Origin of the sequence: Microbacterium sp. CBA3102 (assembly GCF_007954505.1) — a bacterium.
In the GTDB taxonomy this organism is placed as follows: domain Bacteria; phylum Actinomycetota; class Actinomycetes; order Actinomycetales; family Microbacteriaceae; genus Microbacterium; species Microbacterium aurugineum.
In genome coordinates this window covers 2,174,707-2,191,732 of record NZ_CP042412.1, presented here as the reverse complement: position 1 = coordinate 2,191,732, position 17,026 = coordinate 2,174,707, and the positions used below count along the sequence as shown (strand labels likewise).

General features: G+C 69.1%; 16 protein-coding genes. 14 read left to right on the top strand and 2 right to left on the bottom strand.

Annotated features, from left to right (window positions below):
• Positions 1-48 precede the first annotated feature (48 nt).
• The 7 genes from FGL91_RS10460 to FGL91_RS10430 all read left to right on the top strand — a co-directional run bounded on the left by FGL91_RS10460 (position 49) and on the right by FGL91_RS10430 (position 5,786).
• Complete coding sequence (locus tag FGL91_RS10460; RefSeq protein WP_134353274.1) at positions 49-612, top strand: GNAT family N-acetyltransferase; 564 nt, start codon at positions 49-51, stop codon at positions 610-612.
• A 49-nt stretch (positions 613-661) separates the two neighbouring features.
• Positions 662-1,525 (top strand): Fpg/Nei family DNA glycosylase, encoded by an 864-nt coding sequence (locus tag FGL91_RS10455; protein WP_153243786.1) that lies wholly within the window; start codon positions 662-664, stop codon positions 1,523-1,525.
• Between the two features lie 309 nt (positions 1,526-1,834).
• Positions 1,835-2,893, top strand: coding sequence for a bifunctional diaminohydroxyphosphoribosylaminopyrimidine deaminase/5-amino-6-(5-phosphoribosylamino)uracil reductase RibD (ribD, locus tag FGL91_RS10450; RefSeq protein WP_153243785.1), 1,059 nt, complete (start codon positions 1,835-1,837; stop codon positions 2,891-2,893).
• Complete coding sequence (locus FGL91_RS10445; RefSeq protein WP_131493452.1) at positions 2,893-3,522, top strand: riboflavin synthase; 630 nt, start codon at positions 2,893-2,895, stop codon at positions 3,520-3,522. The genes ribD and FGL91_RS10445 overlap by 1 nt, the downstream gene beginning before the upstream one ends.
• On the top strand, positions 3,519-4,787 hold the full coding sequence (ribA, locus tag FGL91_RS10440) for a GTP cyclohydrolase II (protein WP_153243784.1): 1,269 nt from the start codon (positions 3,519-3,521) through the stop codon (positions 4,785-4,787). The genes FGL91_RS10445 and ribA overlap by 4 nt, the downstream gene beginning before the upstream one ends.
• The gene (ribH, locus tag FGL91_RS10435) at positions 4,784-5,257 is read left to right on the top strand and encodes a 6,7-dimethyl-8-ribityllumazine synthase (RefSeq protein WP_047523177.1); all 474 of its coding nucleotides are present in this window, start codon (positions 4,784-4,786) and stop codon (positions 5,255-5,257) included. Before ribA ends, ribH begins: the two co-directional genes overlap by 4 nt.
• Before the next feature lie 175 nt (positions 5,258-5,432).
• Positions 5,433-5,786 carry a hypothetical protein gene (locus tag FGL91_RS10430; protein ID WP_047523176.1) on the top strand — a complete coding sequence of 118 codons (354 nt, stop codon included), beginning with the start codon at positions 5,433-5,435 and terminating at the stop codon, positions 5,784-5,786.
• A gap of 13 nt (positions 5,787-5,799) precedes the next feature.
• Here the strand turns inward: FGL91_RS10430 and FGL91_RS10425 are convergent, their stop codons facing one another.
• On the bottom strand, positions 5,800-6,786 hold the full coding sequence (locus tag FGL91_RS10425; protein ID WP_131493510.1) for a LacI family DNA-binding transcriptional regulator: 987 nt from the start codon (positions 6,784-6,786) through the stop codon (positions 5,800-5,802).
• A gap of 159 nt (positions 6,787-6,945) precedes the next feature.
• Here FGL91_RS10425 and FGL91_RS10420 point away from each other — a divergent pair, with 159 nt between their 5' ends.
• From FGL91_RS10420 to FGL91_RS10400, 5 genes are all read left to right on the top strand, one after another.
• Complete coding sequence (locus FGL91_RS10420) at positions 6,946-7,863, top strand: carbohydrate ABC transporter permease (RefSeq protein ID WP_047523174.1); 918 nt, start codon at positions 6,946-6,948, stop codon at positions 7,861-7,863.
• Between the two features lies 1 nt (position 7,864).
• Entirely contained in the window at positions 7,865-8,755 is an 891-nt protein-coding gene (locus FGL91_RS10415) for a carbohydrate ABC transporter permease (protein WP_165875474.1), read from the top strand.
• Positions 8,756-8,822: 67 nt separating this feature from the next.
• On the top strand, positions 8,823-10,184 hold the full coding sequence (locus FGL91_RS10410) for an ABC transporter substrate-binding protein (protein WP_153243783.1): 1,362 nt from the start codon (positions 8,823-8,825) through the stop codon (positions 10,182-10,184).
• A gap of 77 nt (positions 10,185-10,261) precedes the next feature.
• Positions 10,262-12,010, top strand: a complete 1,749-nt coding sequence (locus tag FGL91_RS10405; protein WP_153243782.1) for a glycoside hydrolase family 35 protein — start codon at positions 10,262-10,264, stop codon at positions 12,008-12,010.
• A gap of 98 nt (positions 12,011-12,108) precedes the next feature.
• On the top strand, positions 12,109-13,569 hold the full coding sequence (locus tag FGL91_RS10400; RefSeq protein ID WP_153243781.1) for an MFS transporter: 1,461 nt from the start codon (positions 12,109-12,111) through the stop codon (positions 13,567-13,569).
• Here FGL91_RS10400 and FGL91_RS10395 read toward each other — a convergent pair whose 3' ends face one another.
• On the bottom strand, positions 13,570-14,601 hold the full coding sequence (locus tag FGL91_RS10395) for a S66 family peptidase (RefSeq protein WP_227991492.1): 1,032 nt from the start codon (positions 14,599-14,601) through the stop codon (positions 13,570-13,572).
• A gap of 73 nt (positions 14,602-14,674) precedes the next feature.
• On the opposite strand from FGL91_RS10395, the gene FGL91_RS10390 reads away from it, so the two are divergent.
• Positions 14,675-14,881, top strand: a complete 207-nt coding sequence (locus FGL91_RS10390) for a hypothetical protein (RefSeq protein WP_047523260.1) — start codon at positions 14,675-14,677, stop codon at positions 14,879-14,881.
• 77 nt (positions 14,882-14,958) lie between these two features.
• A complete protein-coding gene (locus tag FGL91_RS10385) occupies positions 14,959-16,845 on the top strand; it encodes an ABC transporter ATP-binding protein (RefSeq protein ID WP_153243779.1) in 1,887 nt (628 codons plus the stop codon).
• The last annotated feature ends 181 nt before the right edge of the window (positions 16,846-17,026 follow it).

Below are 17,026 nucleotides of genomic sequence, written 5' to 3'. Positions count from 1 at the left end.
CTCCCGCCGCCGTCCGACGACGAGCGCTCACCTGCGTAGGCTGTCGGGATGGAATCCGTCGTGCTGACCACCGAACGTCTCGTCCTTCATGCTCCGACGGATGCCGACGTCGATGCCATCACCGACGCGTGCCAGGACCCCGAACTCCCCCGCTGGACCACGGTGCCGAGCCCGTACTCGCGCGAGGATGCGGAGGCCTTCGTGCGCCTGGTGACCGAGCACTGGAACGCGGGAACAGAGGCCGTCTGGGGCGTCTACGCGGACGGCGGGCTCGTGGGCATGATCGGTCTCCACAACAGGACCGACCACTTCACGGGCGCGACGGCCGAACTCGGCTACTGGGTCGAGGCCTCCGCGCGCGGCAAGGGCTACCTCGTCGAAGCGGCCCATGCCGTGATCGACTGGGGGTTCACCGACCTCGGCCTCGCCCGCATCCGGTGGCAGGCCGTGGTGGGGAACGTCCCTTCCGCACGGGCCGCCCGCGCTCTCGGCTTCCGCTACGAAGGTCTGCAGCGCCAGGCGCTGACCAGCCAGCGCGGCCGTGACGACGGGTGGATCGCGGGGCTGCTGCCCGACGACGACCGCACCCCGGTGGACTGGCCGGTGCTCTGAGGACCGCCCGCCGGGTGACAGTGTCGGCGGCCGGTGACAGGATGAACGCATGCCGGAGATGCCGGAAGTCCAGGGCCTGACCACCTTCCTCGACGAGCGCGCCGTGGGGCGGACGATCACGCGGGCGACCGTCGCCGCCATCGCCGCGCTCAAGACCTACGACCCACCGATCACTGCGCTGCAGGGACGCACGATCACGGCCTGCGCTCGCCTCGGCAAATTCGTGGTTCTCTCGTGCGGCGACGACCTGCACCTCGTGTTCCACCTCGCGAAGGCGGGGTGGCTCCGGTGGTACGACGCGCTGCCGACCACGCTCCTCAAGCCGGGCAAGTCCCCCATCGCGCTGCGCATCGCACTCGACGACGGCAGCGGCTTCGATCTCACGGAGGCCGGGACGAAGAAGTCACTCGCCCTCTCCGTGGTCCGCGACCCGCAGGAGGTCCCCGGCATCGCGCGGCTCGGGCCCGACCCTCTCGACCCCGCGTTCACCAGAGAGGCGTTCGCGGCGCTGCTGGATGAGCGCCGGATGCAGATCAAGGGGCTGCTGCGCGACCAAGCGGTGATCGCGGGCATCGGCAACGCGTACTCCGACGAGATCCTGCACGCCGCGCGCATGTCGCCGTATGCGATCGCCGGAAAGCTGGACGATGCCGAGATCGACCGCTTGTTCGCCGCCCTGCGCGAGACGCTGACGGAAGCGGTCGCCGAAGCCTCCGGCAAGCCGCCGGCCGATCTGAAAGACGCCAAGCGCCGCGGGATGCAGGTGCACGCCCGCCGCGGAGAGGCCTGCCCGGTATGCGGCGACACGGTGCGCAGCGTCTTCTTCGCCGACCGTTCGCTCGAGTACTGCCCCACCTGCCAGACCGGCGGCAAAGTGCTCGCCGACCGGCGGCTCTCGCGGCTGCTCAAGTGACGGCGGTGGCGAGCGGCGGGCGCAAGGTCCCTGTCGTGGAATGACAAGGTCCCTGTCGTGGAATGAAATGCGTGCAGGCGCGTTGAGTACACTCAGAGCAACAACGTGCTCCGGGGTCGGTGAGAATCCGAACCGGCGGTGACAGTCCGCGAGCGTCTCGAGAGATCGGGATGCCGATCCGGTGGAACTCCGGGACCGACGGTGATGCGAGGGAGACTTCGCTAGTCCGGAAGGGAGGCAGCACGAGACGCATCCGTGCGTCCGTTCCGCCATCCCTCCGACCCCCGGAGCCTCAGAGGAGGACGACGGATGGCAGTGAACGCGGCAGAGCGCGACGCGATGGTTCGCGCGCTCCACCTCGCCGCCCGCGGACCACGAGGGGCGAACCCGCAGGTGGGCGCGGTCATCCTCTCCCCCGAAGGCAGGGTGCTCGCCGAGGGGTGGCACCAGGGCGCCGGCACCCCGCACGCCGAGGTCGACGCGCTCTCGAAGCTCGACCCGCTCGAGGCCCGCGGCGCCACGGCCGTCGTCACCCTGGAACCCTGCAACCACACCGGCCGCACGGGTCCGTGCGCCGTCGCGCTGATCGAGGCCGGCATCGCCCGCGTCGTCTACGCACTCGACGACCCGGGCGCCGTCTCCGGCGGCGGGGCCGATCGGCTGCGTGCGTCCGGGGTCGACGTCGAGTCGGGAGAACAGGCCGAGGCCGCGCACGCCGTGATCGACGGGTGGCTCACCGCGCAGCGGCTCGGACGCCCGCACGTCACGGTCAAGTGGGCGCAGAGTCTGGACGGGCGCGCCGCTGCGGACGACGGTTCGAGCATGTGGATCACGGGCCCGGAGGCGCGCGCCGACGTGCACCGACGCCGTGCGGAGGCCGACGCCATCGCGGTCGGCACCGGCACCGTGCTCGCCGACGACCCTTCCCTCACCGCCCGCGACGGCGACGCCCTGCTGCCCCACCAGCCGATCCCGGTGGTCATCGGCGCGCGGGTCACTCCGGACGATGCCGCAGTGCGTCGGCATCCCCACACGCCGCTGTTCTTCGACACCCATGATCTGCACGCGGTCCTGGCCGATCTGCACTCCCGTGGTGTGCAGAGCCTGTTCGTCGAAGGGGGCCCGACCCTCGCCAGCGCTTTCCTCGCGGCCGGGTTCGCCGACCGCATCCTCGCGTACGTCGCGCCCGTGTTGCTCGGCGGCCGGCGACTCGCGCTGACCGACATCGGGGTCGGTTCCCTCACCGAGGCCCGGCGCCTCACCATCGACGAGTGGGTGCCCCTCGGGGGCGACCTCCTCGCCATCGCACACCCCGTGGAAGAGACCGACCCGCAGCACGAAGACCCGCAGCACGAAGGAGCCGCCTGATGTTCACCGGAATCATCGAGGAGATGGGCGAGATCACCGCGATCGCCCCGTCCGGAGACGGCTGGCGCCTGACCGTGCGCGCGCCCCGAGCCGCCGCGGATGCCGTGCACGGCGAGTCGATCGCCGTCTCGGGAGTCTGCCTGACCGTGGTCGGCTCGACAGCGGACACCTTCGACGCCGACGTGATGAAGCAGACGCTCGACGTCTCGGCCATCGGGTCGGCGACGGTCGGCACCCGGGTGAACATCGAGAAGGCCATGCCCGTCGGCGCCCGGCTCGGCGGTCACATCGTCCAGGGCCATGTCGACGGCACCGGCGACGTGCTCGAGGTGCGCCCGGGGGTCGAGTGGAGCGTGCTGCGCATCAGCCTCCCCGCCGACCTCGCGCCGCTGGTCGTCGACAAGGGGTCGATCTCGGTCGACGGCACCTCGTTGACCGTGAGCGCCGTCAGCGCCCCCGCCGCCCCCTCCCCGTGGTTCGAGATCTCGCTGATCCCGGAGACCCTGGCCGCGACGACCCTCGGCGTCCGCGCCGTCGGGGACCGCGTGAACCTGGAGACCGACATCCTCGCCCGGCACGTCGAGCGCTTGCTCGCGTTCCGCGCCGCACCGGAAGGAGGCTCACGATGAGCCTTTCCACGATCGCCGAGGCCCTGGCCGCACTGCGCGCCGGGCGACCCGTCCTCGTCGCCGACGACGAGAACCGTGAGAACGAAGGCGATGTCATCCTCTCGGCAGAGCTCGCGACCCCGGAGTGGGTGGCGTGGACCGTGCGCTGGTCGTCCGGATTCATCTGCGCCCCGATGCCCGCCGACCTCGCCGATCACCTGAACCTGCCGCCGATGGTCGCCGCCAGCGAAGACGCCCGCTCCACCGCATACACCGTGAGCGTCGACGCCGCCCAGGGCGTCACGACCGGCATCAGCGCGCATGATCGCGCACACACCCTGAACGTGCTGTCGGATCCGGAGTCGACGTCGACCAGCATCATCCGCCCCGGACACGTCCTGCCGCTCCGCGCCGTGGACGGCGGCGTGCGCGAGCGCAGCGGGCACACCGAGGCCGCTGTCGAGCTGATGAAGCTGGCCGGGCTCCGCCCCGTCGGAGCGATCGCCGAGGTCGTCGCGGAGGACGGCAGCATGATGCGCCTTCCGGGCCTGATCGAACTCGGCGCCCGCGACGGGGTGCCGGTCATCACGATCGAACAGCTCATCGACCACCTCAACGAGATCGACCCCGACGGCGCGACGCCGAGCGCGCACCGCGGTCGTCGCGTGAGCCTGCGCGCCGACGCCACGGTGCCGACGACCCACGGCAGCTTCCGATTCCTGGCGTACAAGGACCGCATCACCGGCACCGACCACATCGCCGTCGTCTCCGGTGAGCCCGGCGAGACGGCGCTCGTGCGGGTGCACTCCGAGTGCCTGACGGGTGAGGCGTTCGGGTCGCTGAAGTGCGAGTGCGGTCCGCAGCTCGACTCCGCCCTCGACGCGATCGAGAAGGAGAGCGGCGTCGTCATCTACATGCGCGGGCACGAGGGGCGCGGGATCGGGCTCATCAACAAGCTGCGCGCGTACAGCCTGCAGGAAGAGGGGCTCGACACGGTCGACGCCAACCTCGCGCTGGGTCTGCCCGCCGACGCCCGTGACTACGCGGCAGCGGCCGGGATCCTCGCCGACCTGGGTGTGTCGAAGGTGCGCCTCCTGACGAACAACACCGACAAGGTCGCACAGCTGCGCGAACTCGGCCTCGACGTCGTCGAGCAGGTACCGCTGATCGTCGGCGTCGGGCCCAACAACCACCAGTACCTGGAGACCAAGCGTGACCGGATGGGTCACATCATCGGCGAAGCAGAGCTCGCAGAAGCTCTCGCCAAGGGAGAGGACGAGAAATGAGCGGCGCAGGAGCACCCGAGACCGGCAACATCGACGGGCGGGGACTGAACGTCGTGATCGTGGCCGGCACCTGGCACGAGACGATCTCGAACGGCCTGATCGCCGGAGCCGAGCGTGTGCTGTCGGCGGCGCAGGCCACGCACCGACTGGTACGCGTGCCCGGATCCTTCGAACTCGCGATCGCTGCGCAGGCGGCTTTCGCCGGTGGCGCGGATGCGGTCGTCGCGCTGGGCGTCATCATCCGCGGCGGGACCCCTCACTTCGAGTACGTGTCGGCGGCGACCACCGACGGCCTCACCCGGGTCGCGCTCGATGCCGGCAAGCCGGTCGGTTTCGGTGTGCTGACCCTCGACGACGAGCAGCAGGGACTCGACCGCGCGGGCCTCGACGGCTCGAAGGAGGACAAGGGTGCCGAAGCTGCGGACGCTGCCCTGCGCACCGCCCTCGTGACCCGGGAGCTGCGCGGCTGAGGCGGGCGCGTGCACCTGTCGGGAGAATGACCGGACGAAAGGGCGAGACCGACGTTTCCGCCCGACATCCGTGCAATCTCCCGACAGGTGAACACAGGCGCACGTCGATAGCCCGTTCCTGAGGTCAGCCTGCCCTTGCTAGCGCAGAAGGGCGCCGCACTCGTACGGTGAGGGCATGGAGACCCTCCGCCACATCGTGCTGTTCGTCCACCTCATCGGATTCGCCGTGCTCTTCGGCGCCTGGGCGGCCCAGGCATTCGGGGGCAAGCGCCAGATCACGAAGATCATGGACTACGGCCTCGCCATCGCCGGTGTCGCGGGCCTCGCTCTCGCCGCACCGTGGGGTATCGAGTACGAGCTCAACTACGTCAAGATCGGCGTCAAGCTGGTCGTGCTGCTGATCATCGGCGCCCTGCTCGGCATCGGCTCCGCCCGTCAGAAGCGCGGCGCCGCTGTGCCGCCCGCCGTGTTCTGGCTGATCGGCATCCTGGCGCTCCTGAACGCGGGTCTCGCCGTCATCTGGCGCTGACCGGCTCCTCTGCTCAGCGCTTCCGCGGAGGTGCCGTGCTCGCGCGCACGATGAGTTCGCAGCTCACGAGCGGCGTCTGCTGACGTCCGGTGCCGTCGAGCTCGGCGAGCAGCGCGTCCACCGCGAGGGCCCCCACGCGTTCCGGATGCTGCTGCACGGTGGTCAGGGGCGGCCACAGCTGTGCAGCGTCGGGCAGGCCGTCGAACCCGACGATGCTGACGTCGCCCGGCACCTCGCGGCCGACTTCGCGGAAAGCACGCAGCACGCCGATCGCCATCTGGTCGTTCGCGGCGAAGACGGCCGTGACCTCGCCGCGCTCGCGCAGTTCGACACCGGCTTCGTAACCCGACGCGGCGGACCAGTCCCCCGGCAGCGGCTCCGGCACGCGACGCCCGTGCTGCTCCAGCGTCTCCCTCCAGGCCTCTCTGCGTCGCTCCGCGGAGTAGGAACGGGCGGGACCGGCGACGTGCCAGACGGTCTCGTGGCCGAGTTCGAGCAGGTGCTCGGTCGCCAAGCGGGCACCCTGCGCCTGATCCGTGTCGACGAACGGATGGGTCTCGCCGCGGTTCGAGTCGACGAACACGACGGGGAGGGCCTCGGGGATCTCGATGTCAGCCTCGTCGAGCTGGTGCGCCTCGATCACGATGATGATGCCGTCGACGGCATGCTCTTCGAGCCTCCGGAACGCACCGGCCACGGTCTCACCGGCACTCGACTCCACCGGGATGAGGGTGAGGGCATAGCCGAGCTGGGCGGCGCGCACCGCGATCGCGTCGAGCGTGCGCTGGTTTCCGTACGAGCTGAACGAGAACATCACGACGCCGATGGTGCGGAAGCGTCCTGATCGCAGAGCACGCGCCGCGCTGTTGGGCCGGTAGCCGAGACGGTGCATCGCGGCTTCGACGCGCTCACGGGTGGTCGCACCGACGTAGCCCCGGGCGTTCACGACGCGGGACACGGTCTGCCCTGAGACTCCGGCCTCCCGGGCGACGTCCTCCATGGAGGGCTCACGACGACGCGTCGACGTCTCGGTCGGATGCTCTGGGCTCACGATCACCCATCCCCTCATGTGTTGACGTTGACACACTAGCAGTCGATCGAATATGTTGACGTTGACACACGGCGCAGCAAGCGCCCGGATCGTAAGAAGGACTCGTCGATGACGACTGAAATCCCCGCACCCCTGGGCGCCCCCGGCGTCCGACGGCGCGACAGGCGCGACTGGAAGGGCTGGTCCTTCGTCGGCCCATTCATGGTCGTGTTCGCCCTGGTGTTCCTGACACCGCTCGCCTACGCGCTGTATCTCAGCTTCTTCCAGGAGAAGCTGATCGGCGGAACCGCCTTCGTCGGCCTGGACAACTACGTCCGCGCGCTCACCGACCCGCAGTTCTGGGAGGCGTTCGGTCGCGTGCTCATCTTCCTGGTGGTGCAGGTGCCGATCATGCTCCTCCTCGCGCTCGGCGCCGCCCTCGCCCTGGACAGCGCACGCCTGCGCGGAGCGTCGTTCTTCCGCATCCTGATCTTCCTCCCCTACGCGGTTCCCGCCGTCGTCGCGGTCCTCATGTGGGGCTACATCTACGGCGACCAGTTCGGCCTCACCAGCAACATCAACGACTTCCTCGGCATCGACGCGATCACGCCGTTCGCCAAGGAATGGATGCTCGTCTCGATCGGCAACATCGTCACCTGGGAGTTCGTCGGCTACAACATGCTGATCTTCTACTCCTCGCTCAAGACCATCCCGACCGACATGTACGAGGCGGCCGCCCTGGACGGCGCGGGCGCCTGGCGCACGATCTTCTCCATCAAGATCCCCTCCGTGCGCGGGGCGCTCGTGATCGCGACGATCTTCTCGATCATCGGCAGCTTCCAGTTGTTCAACGAGCCCAACATCCTGCGCCCGCTGGCTCCGAACGTGATCACCACGTTCTTCACCCCGAACATGTACGCGTACAACCTTTCGTTCGCCGGTCAGCAGTTCAACTACGCCGCGACGATCGCCATCATCATGGGCGTGATCACGGCCGTCATCGCCTACGTCGTGCAGCTGCGCGGCTCGACATCGGAGGTGCGCTGACATGGCACTCCCCCTCGCCCGCCCCTCGCGCCGACGCGACGATCCGCTGAAGCCTCGCAAGTCCAACACGCTGCTGATCGTGATGGTCGTCTACGCGCTGTACACGCTCGTCCCGCTGGTGTGGCTGCTCTTCAGCTCGACCAAGACGCAGGCCGGACTCTTCAGCTCCTTCGGCCTCTGGTTCGCCGACGACTTCGCGTTCTTCGACAACCTCGTCGCCACGTTCTCCTACCGCGACGGTATCTTCCTCCGCTGGCTGGGCAACACCCTGCTCTACGTGGTGGTCGGCGCCGGCGGTGCGACGCTGCTCGCCACGATGGCCGGCTACGGACTCGCGAAGTTCCGCTTTCCCGGGCGGCGCGCGGTGTTCGCCGTGGTCCTCGGCGCCGTGGCGGTGCCGGGTACGGCACTGGCCGTGCCGACCTTCCTGCTCTTCAGCGAGCTCGGGCTCACGAACACGCCCTGGGCCGTGATCATCCCCTCGCTCATCAGCCCGTTCGGGCTGTACCTGATCTGGGTGTTCGCCTCCGAATCGGTGCCGACCGAACTCCTCGAGGCCGCACGCATCGACGGAGCCGGCGAGTTCCGGACGTTCTTCACGATCTCGATGCGGCTTCTCGCCCCGGGCATCGTCACGGTCGCGCTCTTCACGGTCGTCGCCACCTGGAACAACTACTTCCTGCCGCTGATCATGCTGTCGGACCCCGCCTGGTACCCCCTGACCGTCGGCCTGAACCAATGGAGCGCTCAGGCCATCGGCGCGGGATCCCAGCCGATCTACAACCTCGTGATCATGGGCTCGCTCCTCACGATCATCCCGATCGTCATCGCCTTCCTGCTGCTGCAGCGCTTCTGGCAGTCAGGTCTCACCGCGGGAAGCGTCAAGCAATAGCTCCCCGCATCTTCTGCAACACCCCCGCGATCCGATGCTGGACCGCACCTCCCGAAAGGACACAGCAATGAAGCACCTTCCCTCACCGACCCGGCGCAGCCTCGCCGTGCTCGCCGCCGGAACCGTGGCAGCACTGGCGCTGGCCGGCTGCAGCACCGGTGGCACGACCGACTCCGGTTCCGGCACCGATGCGGGCTCCGGCTCCTTCGACGCCGTCGAAGCCGCCCTCGAGAAGGGCGGCAAGATCACGTACTGGTCCTGGACCCCGTCCGCCGAGGCGCAGGTCGAGGCCTTCCAGAAGGAGTACCCGAACGTCACCGTCAATCTGGTCAACGCCGGGACGAACAACGAGGAGTACACCAAGCTGCAGAACGCGATCAAGGCGGGCTCCGGCGCCCCCGACGTCGTGCAGATCGAGTACTACGCCTTCCCGCAGTTCGCCCTCACCGACGCCTTCGCCGACCTCTCGGCCTACGGGTTCGCCGACTTCGAGGACGACTACACCGCCTCGACCTGGAACTCCGTCACGAACGGGGACGCGATCTACGGTCTGCCGCAGGACTCCGGCCCCATGGCCCTGTTCTACAACAAGACCGTGTTCGACGCCGCCGGTGTCACGGTGCCCACCACGTGGGACGAGTACTACGAGGCCGCCAAGAAGATCCACGCGGCGAACCCCGACGCATACATCACCAACGACGCCGGGGACGCGGGCTTCGCGACCTCGATGATCTGGCAGGCCGGCGGAAAGCCGTTCGAGACCTCGGGCACCGACGTCACGATCGACCTGCAGGACGCGGGCTCGAAGAAGTGGACCGAGAACTGGAACCGCCTCGTCGAGGAAGACCTGATCGCGCCCTACGGCAGCTGGAGCGACGAGTGGTTCCGTGCCCTCGGCGACGGAAGCCTCGCCAGCCTCGTGATCGGCGCCTGGATGCCCGGAAACCTCATCTCGGGCGCACCCGACGGCGCAGGCGACTGGCGCGTCGCCCCCATGCCGACGTATGACGGCACCCCGGCGAGCGCGGAGAACGGCGGTGGCGGCCAGGCCGTCACGACGCAGAGCGAGAACCCCGAGCTGGCGGCCGGCTTCCTGTGGTGGTTGAACAACTCCGAGGAGAGCATCTCGATCTTCCTCGAAAGCGGCGGGTTCCCGTCCACGACCGCCGAGCTGTCCAGCGAGGAGTTCCTCTCCGACGCTCCCGAGTACTTCGGCGGCCAGAAGATCAACGAGGTGCTCGCCGCCGCGGCCGATGACGTCGTCGAAGGCTGGAGCTACCTGCCCTACCAGGTGTACGCGAACAGCATCTTCGGCGACACCGTCGGCCAGTCGTACCAGAACGGCACCGATCTGAACGACGGCCTGACCGCCTGGCAGGACGCGCTGGTCGAGTACGGCAACGCGCAGGGCTTCACCGTCAACAAGTAATACCCGCGAGCTGTGCCGGTCCCGGATCCCCCGTCACGGGATCGGCACAGCTCGCCTCATCGAAAGCACCACGACTCGTGACCTCCTTCTCCCTCGGTGACACCGACTTCCTCCGCGACGGACGACCGCACCAGGTCATCTCCGGCGCGATCCACTACTTCCGCGTGCACCCGGACCAGTGGCAGGACCGCATCCGCAAAGCCCGGCTGATGGGGTTGAACACGATCGAGACGTACGTGGCCTGGAACGCGCACGAACCTCGACGCGGCGAGTGGGACGCGAGTGGATGGAACGATCTCGGGCGCTTCCTCGACCTGATCCACGCGGAGGGTCTGGACGCGATCGTCCGCCCCGGTCCGTACATCTGCGCGGAGTGGCACAACGGCGGGCTGCCGGTCTGGCTCACCGGTGGCACGGGTGGGCTGCGTTCCTCGGCGCCGGAGTACCTCGTGGAGGTGAGCGCATACCTCCGCCGCGTGTACGACATCGTCGCACCGCGCCAGATCGATCGCGGCGGTCCGGTCGTGCTCGTGCAGATCGAGAACGAGTACGGAGCCTACGGCTCGGACGCGGCGTATCTCGAGACACTGGTCACGGTCACCCGCGAGGCCGGGATCACGGTGCCGCTGACGACCGTCGACCAGCCGGTCGACCGGATGCTGTCGAACGGGAGCCTCCCCGGGCTGCACAAGACCGGGTCCTTCGGGTCGCGCAGCACCGAGCGCCTCGCGACGCTGCGCCGTCATCAGCCCACCGGCCCCCTGATGTGCTCGGAGTTCTGGGACGGATGGTTCGACTGGTGGGGCGGCGTGCACCACACGACGGACGTCGCGACCACGGCCGCCGACCTGGATGCGCTCCTGGCCGCCGGCGCCTCGGTCAACATCTACATGTTCCACGGCGGCACGAACTTCGCACTCACGAACGGCGCGAACGACAAGGGACGCTATCTGCCGCTCGTGACCTCCTACGACTACGACGCCCCGCTCGACGAGGCGGGCAACCCGACGGAGAAGTTCTTCGCCTTCCGCGACGTGATCGCGCGCCATGCGCCCGTGCCGGACGAGCTGCCCGCGAGCGCGACCCCCGCCCCCGCGCTCGAGGTCCCCCTCGTCGCCGGAGGTGCCTGGACGACGACCGCGGGATCGGCGGAACCGACGGCCCACCCCGAGACCTTCGATGCGCTCGGACACCAGAGCGCGTTGATGCGCTACGACGTCGACCTCCCCCACGGCAACGGCGGGGTGCTCCTCGTCGATGAACTCCGGGACCTGGGCTGGGTCAGTGTCGACGGGCGCACGGTCGGCACGATCTCCCGCACCCGCCACGACCGCGCGATCCGGATCCCCGGTGGCCGCACCCTGAGCATCCTGGTGGAGGACCAGGGGCGGGTGAACTACGACCACCGGCTCGGCGAGGAGAAGGGACTCATCGGGGCGGTCACCCTCGACGGGGCACCGCTGAGCGGATGGCGCTCCACGCCGTTGGACGTCGCCGCCATCGCCGCGGGGATCGGGAGGGACGCTGTCGCGGACGCCGAGGCAACAGCTGCCGGAGACGGTCCGACCGCATGGACCGCCGAGTTCGAGCTGGATGCCCGCGCCGATCTCTTCCTCGACACCGCGAGCTGGAGCAAGGGCTATGCGTTCGTGAACGGGTTCTTCCTCGGCCGCTACTGGCGCAACGGACCGCAGCGCACGCTCTACGTGCCCGCCCCCGCCACCGTCGCCGGGACGAATCGCCTCGTCGTCCTGGAGCTCGAGCAGCTCGTCGAGCGCCGGGCCGCTTTCGTTCCTTCCCCGTCGCTCGGCGCCACGGAGGAGTGACCCTCGAATCGAACAGGTCGCGGCGCACACAGGCAACACTCAGGAAGGCGTAAACTCGCCCAGGTCCCCGGCAGACCGGGGCTGATCGGAGAAGCGTCATGAGTACTGCCACTGCGCCCGCGAATCCCCGCTCGCGCGTCATCACCGCGAGCCTGGTCGGCACCACGATCGAGTTCTACGACTTCTACGCGTATGCCACGGCGGCCGTGCTCGTCTTCCCGGTGCTGTTCTTCCCCACGGGCAACGACACCACCTCGCTCCTCTCCTCGTTCGCGGTCTTCGGCGCCGCGATGGTGGCCCGCCCGATCGGCGCCGTGGTCTTCGGGCACTTCGGTGACAAGTTCGGCCGCAAGGCCACGCTGGTGGCGTCGCTGCTGACGATGGGCATCGCGACCTTCGTGATCGGACTGCTGCCGACCTTCCAGCAGATCGGCTGGTGGGCGGCTCTCCTGCTGCTCATCCTGCGTCTCGCGCAGGGCTTCGCGCTCGGCGGCGAGTGGTCCGGCGCGGCGCTGGTGGCCACGGAGAACGCCCCGAAGGGCAAGCGCGCCTGGTACGGCACCTTCCCTCAGCTGGGCGCCCCGCTCGGCTTCATCATCGCCAACTTCCTCTTCCTCACGATCAACTGGCTGCTGCCGCACTCCGAGAACCCGGCCCTGAAGTCCGAGGCGTTCCTGGCGTGGGGCTGGCGCATCCCGTTCCTGTTCTCCGCGGTGATGGTCATCATCGGCCTGTGGGTGCGGCTCAAGCTCGTCGAGTCCGACACCTTCAAGAAGGCCGAGACGAAGGGCGCGATCCGCAAGCTCCCCCTCGCGACCGTGTTCCGTCACCACTGGAAGCAGCTCATCCTCGGCACGTTCATCATGTTGGCGACGTATGTGCTCTTCTACCTGATGACCAACTTCACGCTCGCGTACGGCACCAAGCCCGCGTCGCTGGAGACCGCCTCGGCCGCGGCGAAGGCAGCAGCGGAGGCGACCGGCGCCCCCTTCGACCCGAGCGAGTTCGCGGCGCAGTTCTACCCGGGACTCGGCTTCGGATACACCGACTTCGTGCTGATGCAGATCATCGGCGTGGTGTTCTTCGGCATCTTCACGCTCCTGTCCGGCCCGATCGCCGACGCGGTGGGCCGCAGGAAGTTGCTGCTGTGGGTGACCGGGGCGATCATCGTCTTCGGCTTCACCTTCAACACGTTCCTCCTCCCTGCCGTCGACCCGAAGTTCACCGGTGCGCTCGCCCAGGCGTTCCTCGTGTTCGGGTTCCTGCTGATGGGGGCCACGTTCGGCCCGATGGGCGCGCTGCTGCCGGAGCTCTTCCCGACCAACGTGCGCTACACGGGCTCGGCGATCGCCTACAACGTGTCCTCCATCCTCGGTGCGGCCGTGGCCCCATTGATCGCCCTGTGGCTGTGGGCGCTCGGCGACGGCGCCCCGTGGCTGGTCGGCCTGTATCTGTCGGCCATGGGCGTCCTGACGTTCATCGCGCTGCTGTTGAGCCCGGAGACGAAGGACCATGACTACGACGGCGACCTCGGCGTCGCCGCCGCCGTCGAGCTCTGATCAGTACGCGGCGGTGATCGTGCGCGCAGCGCCGTCCACGCTCATCGTCCCGCCGTAGGGCAGGATCCACTGCGGACGCGTGTGCCCGAACGGCGGGCCGACGCAGATGACGGCGTCGGGGTTGTAGTGCGTCACGACGTCGATCACTGCGTCCCGCTGCGCCGCACGCAGCGCAGCAGCCTCGGCGGGAGACGGGTGGTATTCGAAGTCGCTCACGGGCGGGCGGGCGACGACCACGGCTGCCGCAGCCGCGAGGATGCCGCGCTCCCCCAGTCCGCGCAACCACCGGGCCACCCAGCCCGCGGACGGCCGCTCCTCGCTGGTCTCGAGCAGCAGGACAGCTCCTTCCAGGTCCGCCGCGCGCGGCAGCCGGTCGGCGAAGGCCAGGCCGTCGATCACCTCGAGACAGCCGCCCCAGGTCACGCCTTCCACCCGTGATGCGGGCCCTGCCCAGGCCCACGGCTCGGTCGGGACGCGGTCGCCGAACTCGAGGAGCGCCCGAGGGTCGTGCCACCGTCGCCCGACGTCTTCCGACTCACCCGGCTCGGTGATCTCGAGCACACCACCGGTCAGGAGCGGGGCACGCAGGGAGCGCAGGTGGATGTCGTCGACGAACGGTCCGGGCCCGAGATGCACGGCGGTCGAGCCGCCGTAGTAGCCCCGAACCCCGAGGCCCCAGAGCCAGTTGAGGATGTTCGTGTTGTCGCTGTACCCGACGAACGGCTTGGGGTCGGCCACGGGCAGCGCCGGGTCGAGGTGCGGGACGACGAGGAGCTGGTCGTCTCCGCCGATCGTGGCGAGGATCGCGCGGATGCTCGGGTCCGCGAACGCCGCATTCACGTCGGTGGCGCGGGCCTGTGGACTCGCGCCGAGCTCACGCGTGGTCGGATACTCGATCGGGATCAGCCCCGTGAGGTCCTCGAATCGGCGCATCGCCTGTGCATGCAGGTCCGGTGCGACGGCCGGAGCGGCGAATGACGGGGAGAGGACCGCGACACGGTCCCCCGGGGTGAGGCGGGGTGCGGACAGCATCCGCCCAGTCTGGCACGTCAACATATATTGACAGCGCGTACCGCGTCAACGATGATTGACGCAGGAGGACATCATGACAATGCCGACCGCGATCGCACAGGACGACGGAAGCGAGCCGCTGGCCGCCTTGCACAGACTCGCCGAGCTGCGCACGGAAATCGCCCGCGCCGAGGAGGCCAACGTGCGCCGCGCACGGAACCTCGGATACTCCTGGCAGGCGATCGCCAGCGCCCTCGGTGTGAGCAAGCAGGCCGCGCATCGGCGATTCGGCCGCTCCTGATCCGCATACAGCCCCTCCATAGGATTCGTCCACGCACGAAGTACGGTCGAAGTACCATCTCCAGATAGAGGTCCCGCATGTCCGGTTCGGCGACAGCACGCCGCCGCGGACGGGGCGCGCAGTCCGAGGGCCCGCGCGCCACCTTCCGCCAGCTCCTCCCCTTCCTGTTCGAGCACAAGCGCACGCTGATCGTGGTCGCGGTGCTCAGCGTCGTCGGTGCCGCGACCTCGCTCGTGCAACCCCTGCTCGTGGGGCAGGTCATCGAAGCGGTGCAGTCCGATGCCGGGATCGGGATCCTCGTGTGGCTGCTGGTCGGGTTCGTGATCGTGTCGTCGATCATCTCCGGTTTCCAGCACTATCTGCTGCAGCGCACGGGAACCGCGGTCGTGTACTCGAGCCGGCGCAAGCTCATCGCGCGCATCCTGCATCTGCCCACCTCCGAGTTCGACGCCCGCCGGACCGGCGACCTCGTCTCGCGCGTGGGCACCGACACGACTCTGCTCTACGCCGTCCTCACCCAGGGGCTCGCGGACGCCGTCGGCAGTGCCGTCCTGTTCCTGGGCGCCCTGATCGCGATGCTCGTGATCGACCCCGTGCTGCTGCTGATGATCGTGCTCGTGATCGGCCTCTCGGTCACGGTCGTCGTGCTGCTGAGCGGCCGGATCCGCACGGCCTCGACCGCCCAGCAGATGAAGGTCGGCGAGCTGGCGTCCGGCGTGGAGCGGGCGATCGGCTCGATCCGCACCATCCGCGCCTCGGGAGCGACCGAGCGCGAAGCGGACACCGTGACGACGCTCGCCTCCGAGACCTACGGCATCGGCGTGCGCATCGCCAAGATCTCCTCACTGGTGGTCCCGGTCTCCGGCATCGCTCTGCAGCTCTCGCTTCTGGTGGTCCTCGGCGTGGGCGGGTTCCGCGTCGCCGCCGGTGCCATCACGATCGCGTCGCTGATCTCGTTCATCATGTTCCTCTTCCTGCTCGTGATGCCGTTGGCGACCACTTTCGGGGCGATCACCTCGGTGAACCAAGCGCTCGGCGCGCTCGGCCGCATCCAGGAAGTGCTCGATCTTCCCACCGAGTCGCAGGACGACGAGAAGATCGCCGCCTCGTTGCCGCGTGAGGCCGCAGCGGCGGATGCGCCGGCGATCGAGTTCCGTGACGTGCGCTTCCACTACCCCGCGAACGTGGTGGCCGCCCGCCAGGCGGCGGCGAAGGAGGCGCGATCCCTGCTCGCGGACGCCCACCTGGAATCCACCGAAGATGCTGCCGACGCCCCGCAGGACCACGAGGTGCTCCGCGGCGTGTCGTTCGCCGTCCCGCACGGCTCCCGCGTCGCCCTGGTCGGGCCCAGTGGCGCGGGCAAGAGCACGATCCTGTCGCTGATCGAGCGGTTCTACGACCCGACCGGAGGGTCGATCCGCGTGCACGGCCATGATGCCCGCACCTACCCGCGCGACGACCTGCGCGCCCACTTCGGCTACGTCGAGCAGGACGCGCCGACGCTGGCGGGCACGCTGGCCGAGAATCTGCGACTCGCATCCCCCGACGCGACCGATGCCGACTGCGAACGCGTGCTGCGCGCCGTGAACCTGGGCGATGTGCTCGAACGCAATCCGCTCGGCATCGAGGCCCCCGTGGGCGAGGACGGCGTGATGCTGTCGGGCGGCGAGCGTCAGCGCCTCGCGATCGCCCGCGCACTGCTCACGGACGCCCCGATCCTGTTGCTCGACGAGTCGACATCCTCCCTCGACGGCGTGAACGAGCAACGGATGCGCGAGGCCATCGACGCCGTGTCCACCGACCGCACGCTCATCGTGATCGCGCACCGCCTCTCGACAGTGGTGGACAGCGACCTGATCGTGGTGCTGCAGGATGGCGTCGTGGTCGGCCAGGGAACGCATGCGGAGCTCGTGGAGTCGACGCCCCTCTACCGCGACCTCGCCCGCCACCAGCTGCTCGCCTGACGGGCACCCCGCCCCGCCCCCCGTTCCGCGTCCACGCCCAGCGCCGACACCCCCGTCCAGCGTCCACGCCCCCGACCATCGTCCACACCCCCGTCTCCTGGCGTCCCTGCGGAGGGGTGTGGACGAGCAGGAGGGGCGTCGACGAGCAGGAGGTGTGTCGACGAGCAGGAGGGGCGTCGAC

Excerpts from the sequence above, each read along its gene's own strand:
- FGL91_RS10460 (WP_134353274.1), top strand. The coding sequence starts at position 49 with ATGGAATCCGTCGTGCTGACCACCGAACGTCTCGTCCTTCATGCTCCG.
- FGL91_RS10455 (WP_153243786.1), top strand. The coding sequence starts at position 662 with ATGCCGGAGATGCCGGAAGTCCAGGGCCTGACCACCTTCCTCGACGAG.
- ribD (WP_153243785.1), top strand. The coding sequence starts at position 1,835 with ATGGCAGTGAACGCGGCAGAGCGCGACGCGATGGTTCGCGCGCTCCAC.
- FGL91_RS10445 (WP_131493452.1), top strand. The coding sequence starts at position 2,893 with ATGTTCACCGGAATCATCGAGGAGATGGGCGAGATCACCGCGATCGCC.
- ribA (WP_153243784.1), top strand. The coding sequence starts at position 3,519 with ATGAGCCTTTCCACGATCGCCGAGGCCCTGGCCGCACTGCGCGCCGGG.
- ribH (WP_047523177.1), top strand. The coding sequence starts at position 4,784 with ATGAGCGGCGCAGGAGCACCCGAGACCGGCAACATCGACGGGCGGGGA.
- FGL91_RS10430 (WP_047523176.1), top strand. The coding sequence starts at position 5,433 with ATGGAGACCCTCCGCCACATCGTGCTGTTCGTCCACCTCATCGGATTC.
- FGL91_RS10425 (WP_131493510.1), bottom strand. The coding sequence starts at position 6,786 with ATGGAGGACGTCGCCCGGGAGGCCGGAGTCTCAGGGCAGACCGTGTCC.
- FGL91_RS10420 (WP_047523174.1), top strand. The coding sequence starts at position 6,946 with ATGACGACTGAAATCCCCGCACCCCTGGGCGCCCCCGGCGTCCGACGG.
- FGL91_RS10415 (WP_165875474.1), top strand. The coding sequence starts at position 7,865 with ATGGCACTCCCCCTCGCCCGCCCCTCGCGCCGACGCGACGATCCGCTG.
- FGL91_RS10410 (WP_153243783.1), top strand. The coding sequence starts at position 8,823 with ATGAAGCACCTTCCCTCACCGACCCGGCGCAGCCTCGCCGTGCTCGCC.
- FGL91_RS10400 (WP_153243781.1), top strand. The coding sequence starts at position 12,109 with ATGAGTACTGCCACTGCGCCCGCGAATCCCCGCTCGCGCGTCATCACC.
- FGL91_RS10395 (WP_227991492.1), bottom strand. The coding sequence starts at position 14,601 with ATGCTGTCCGCACCCCGCCTCACCCCGGGGGACCGTGTCGCGGTCCTC.
- FGL91_RS10390 (WP_047523260.1), top strand. The coding sequence starts at position 14,675 with ATGACAATGCCGACCGCGATCGCACAGGACGACGGAAGCGAGCCGCTG.
- FGL91_RS10385 (WP_153243779.1), top strand. The coding sequence starts at position 14,959 with ATGTCCGGTTCGGCGACAGCACGCCGCCGCGGACGGGGCGCGCAGTCC.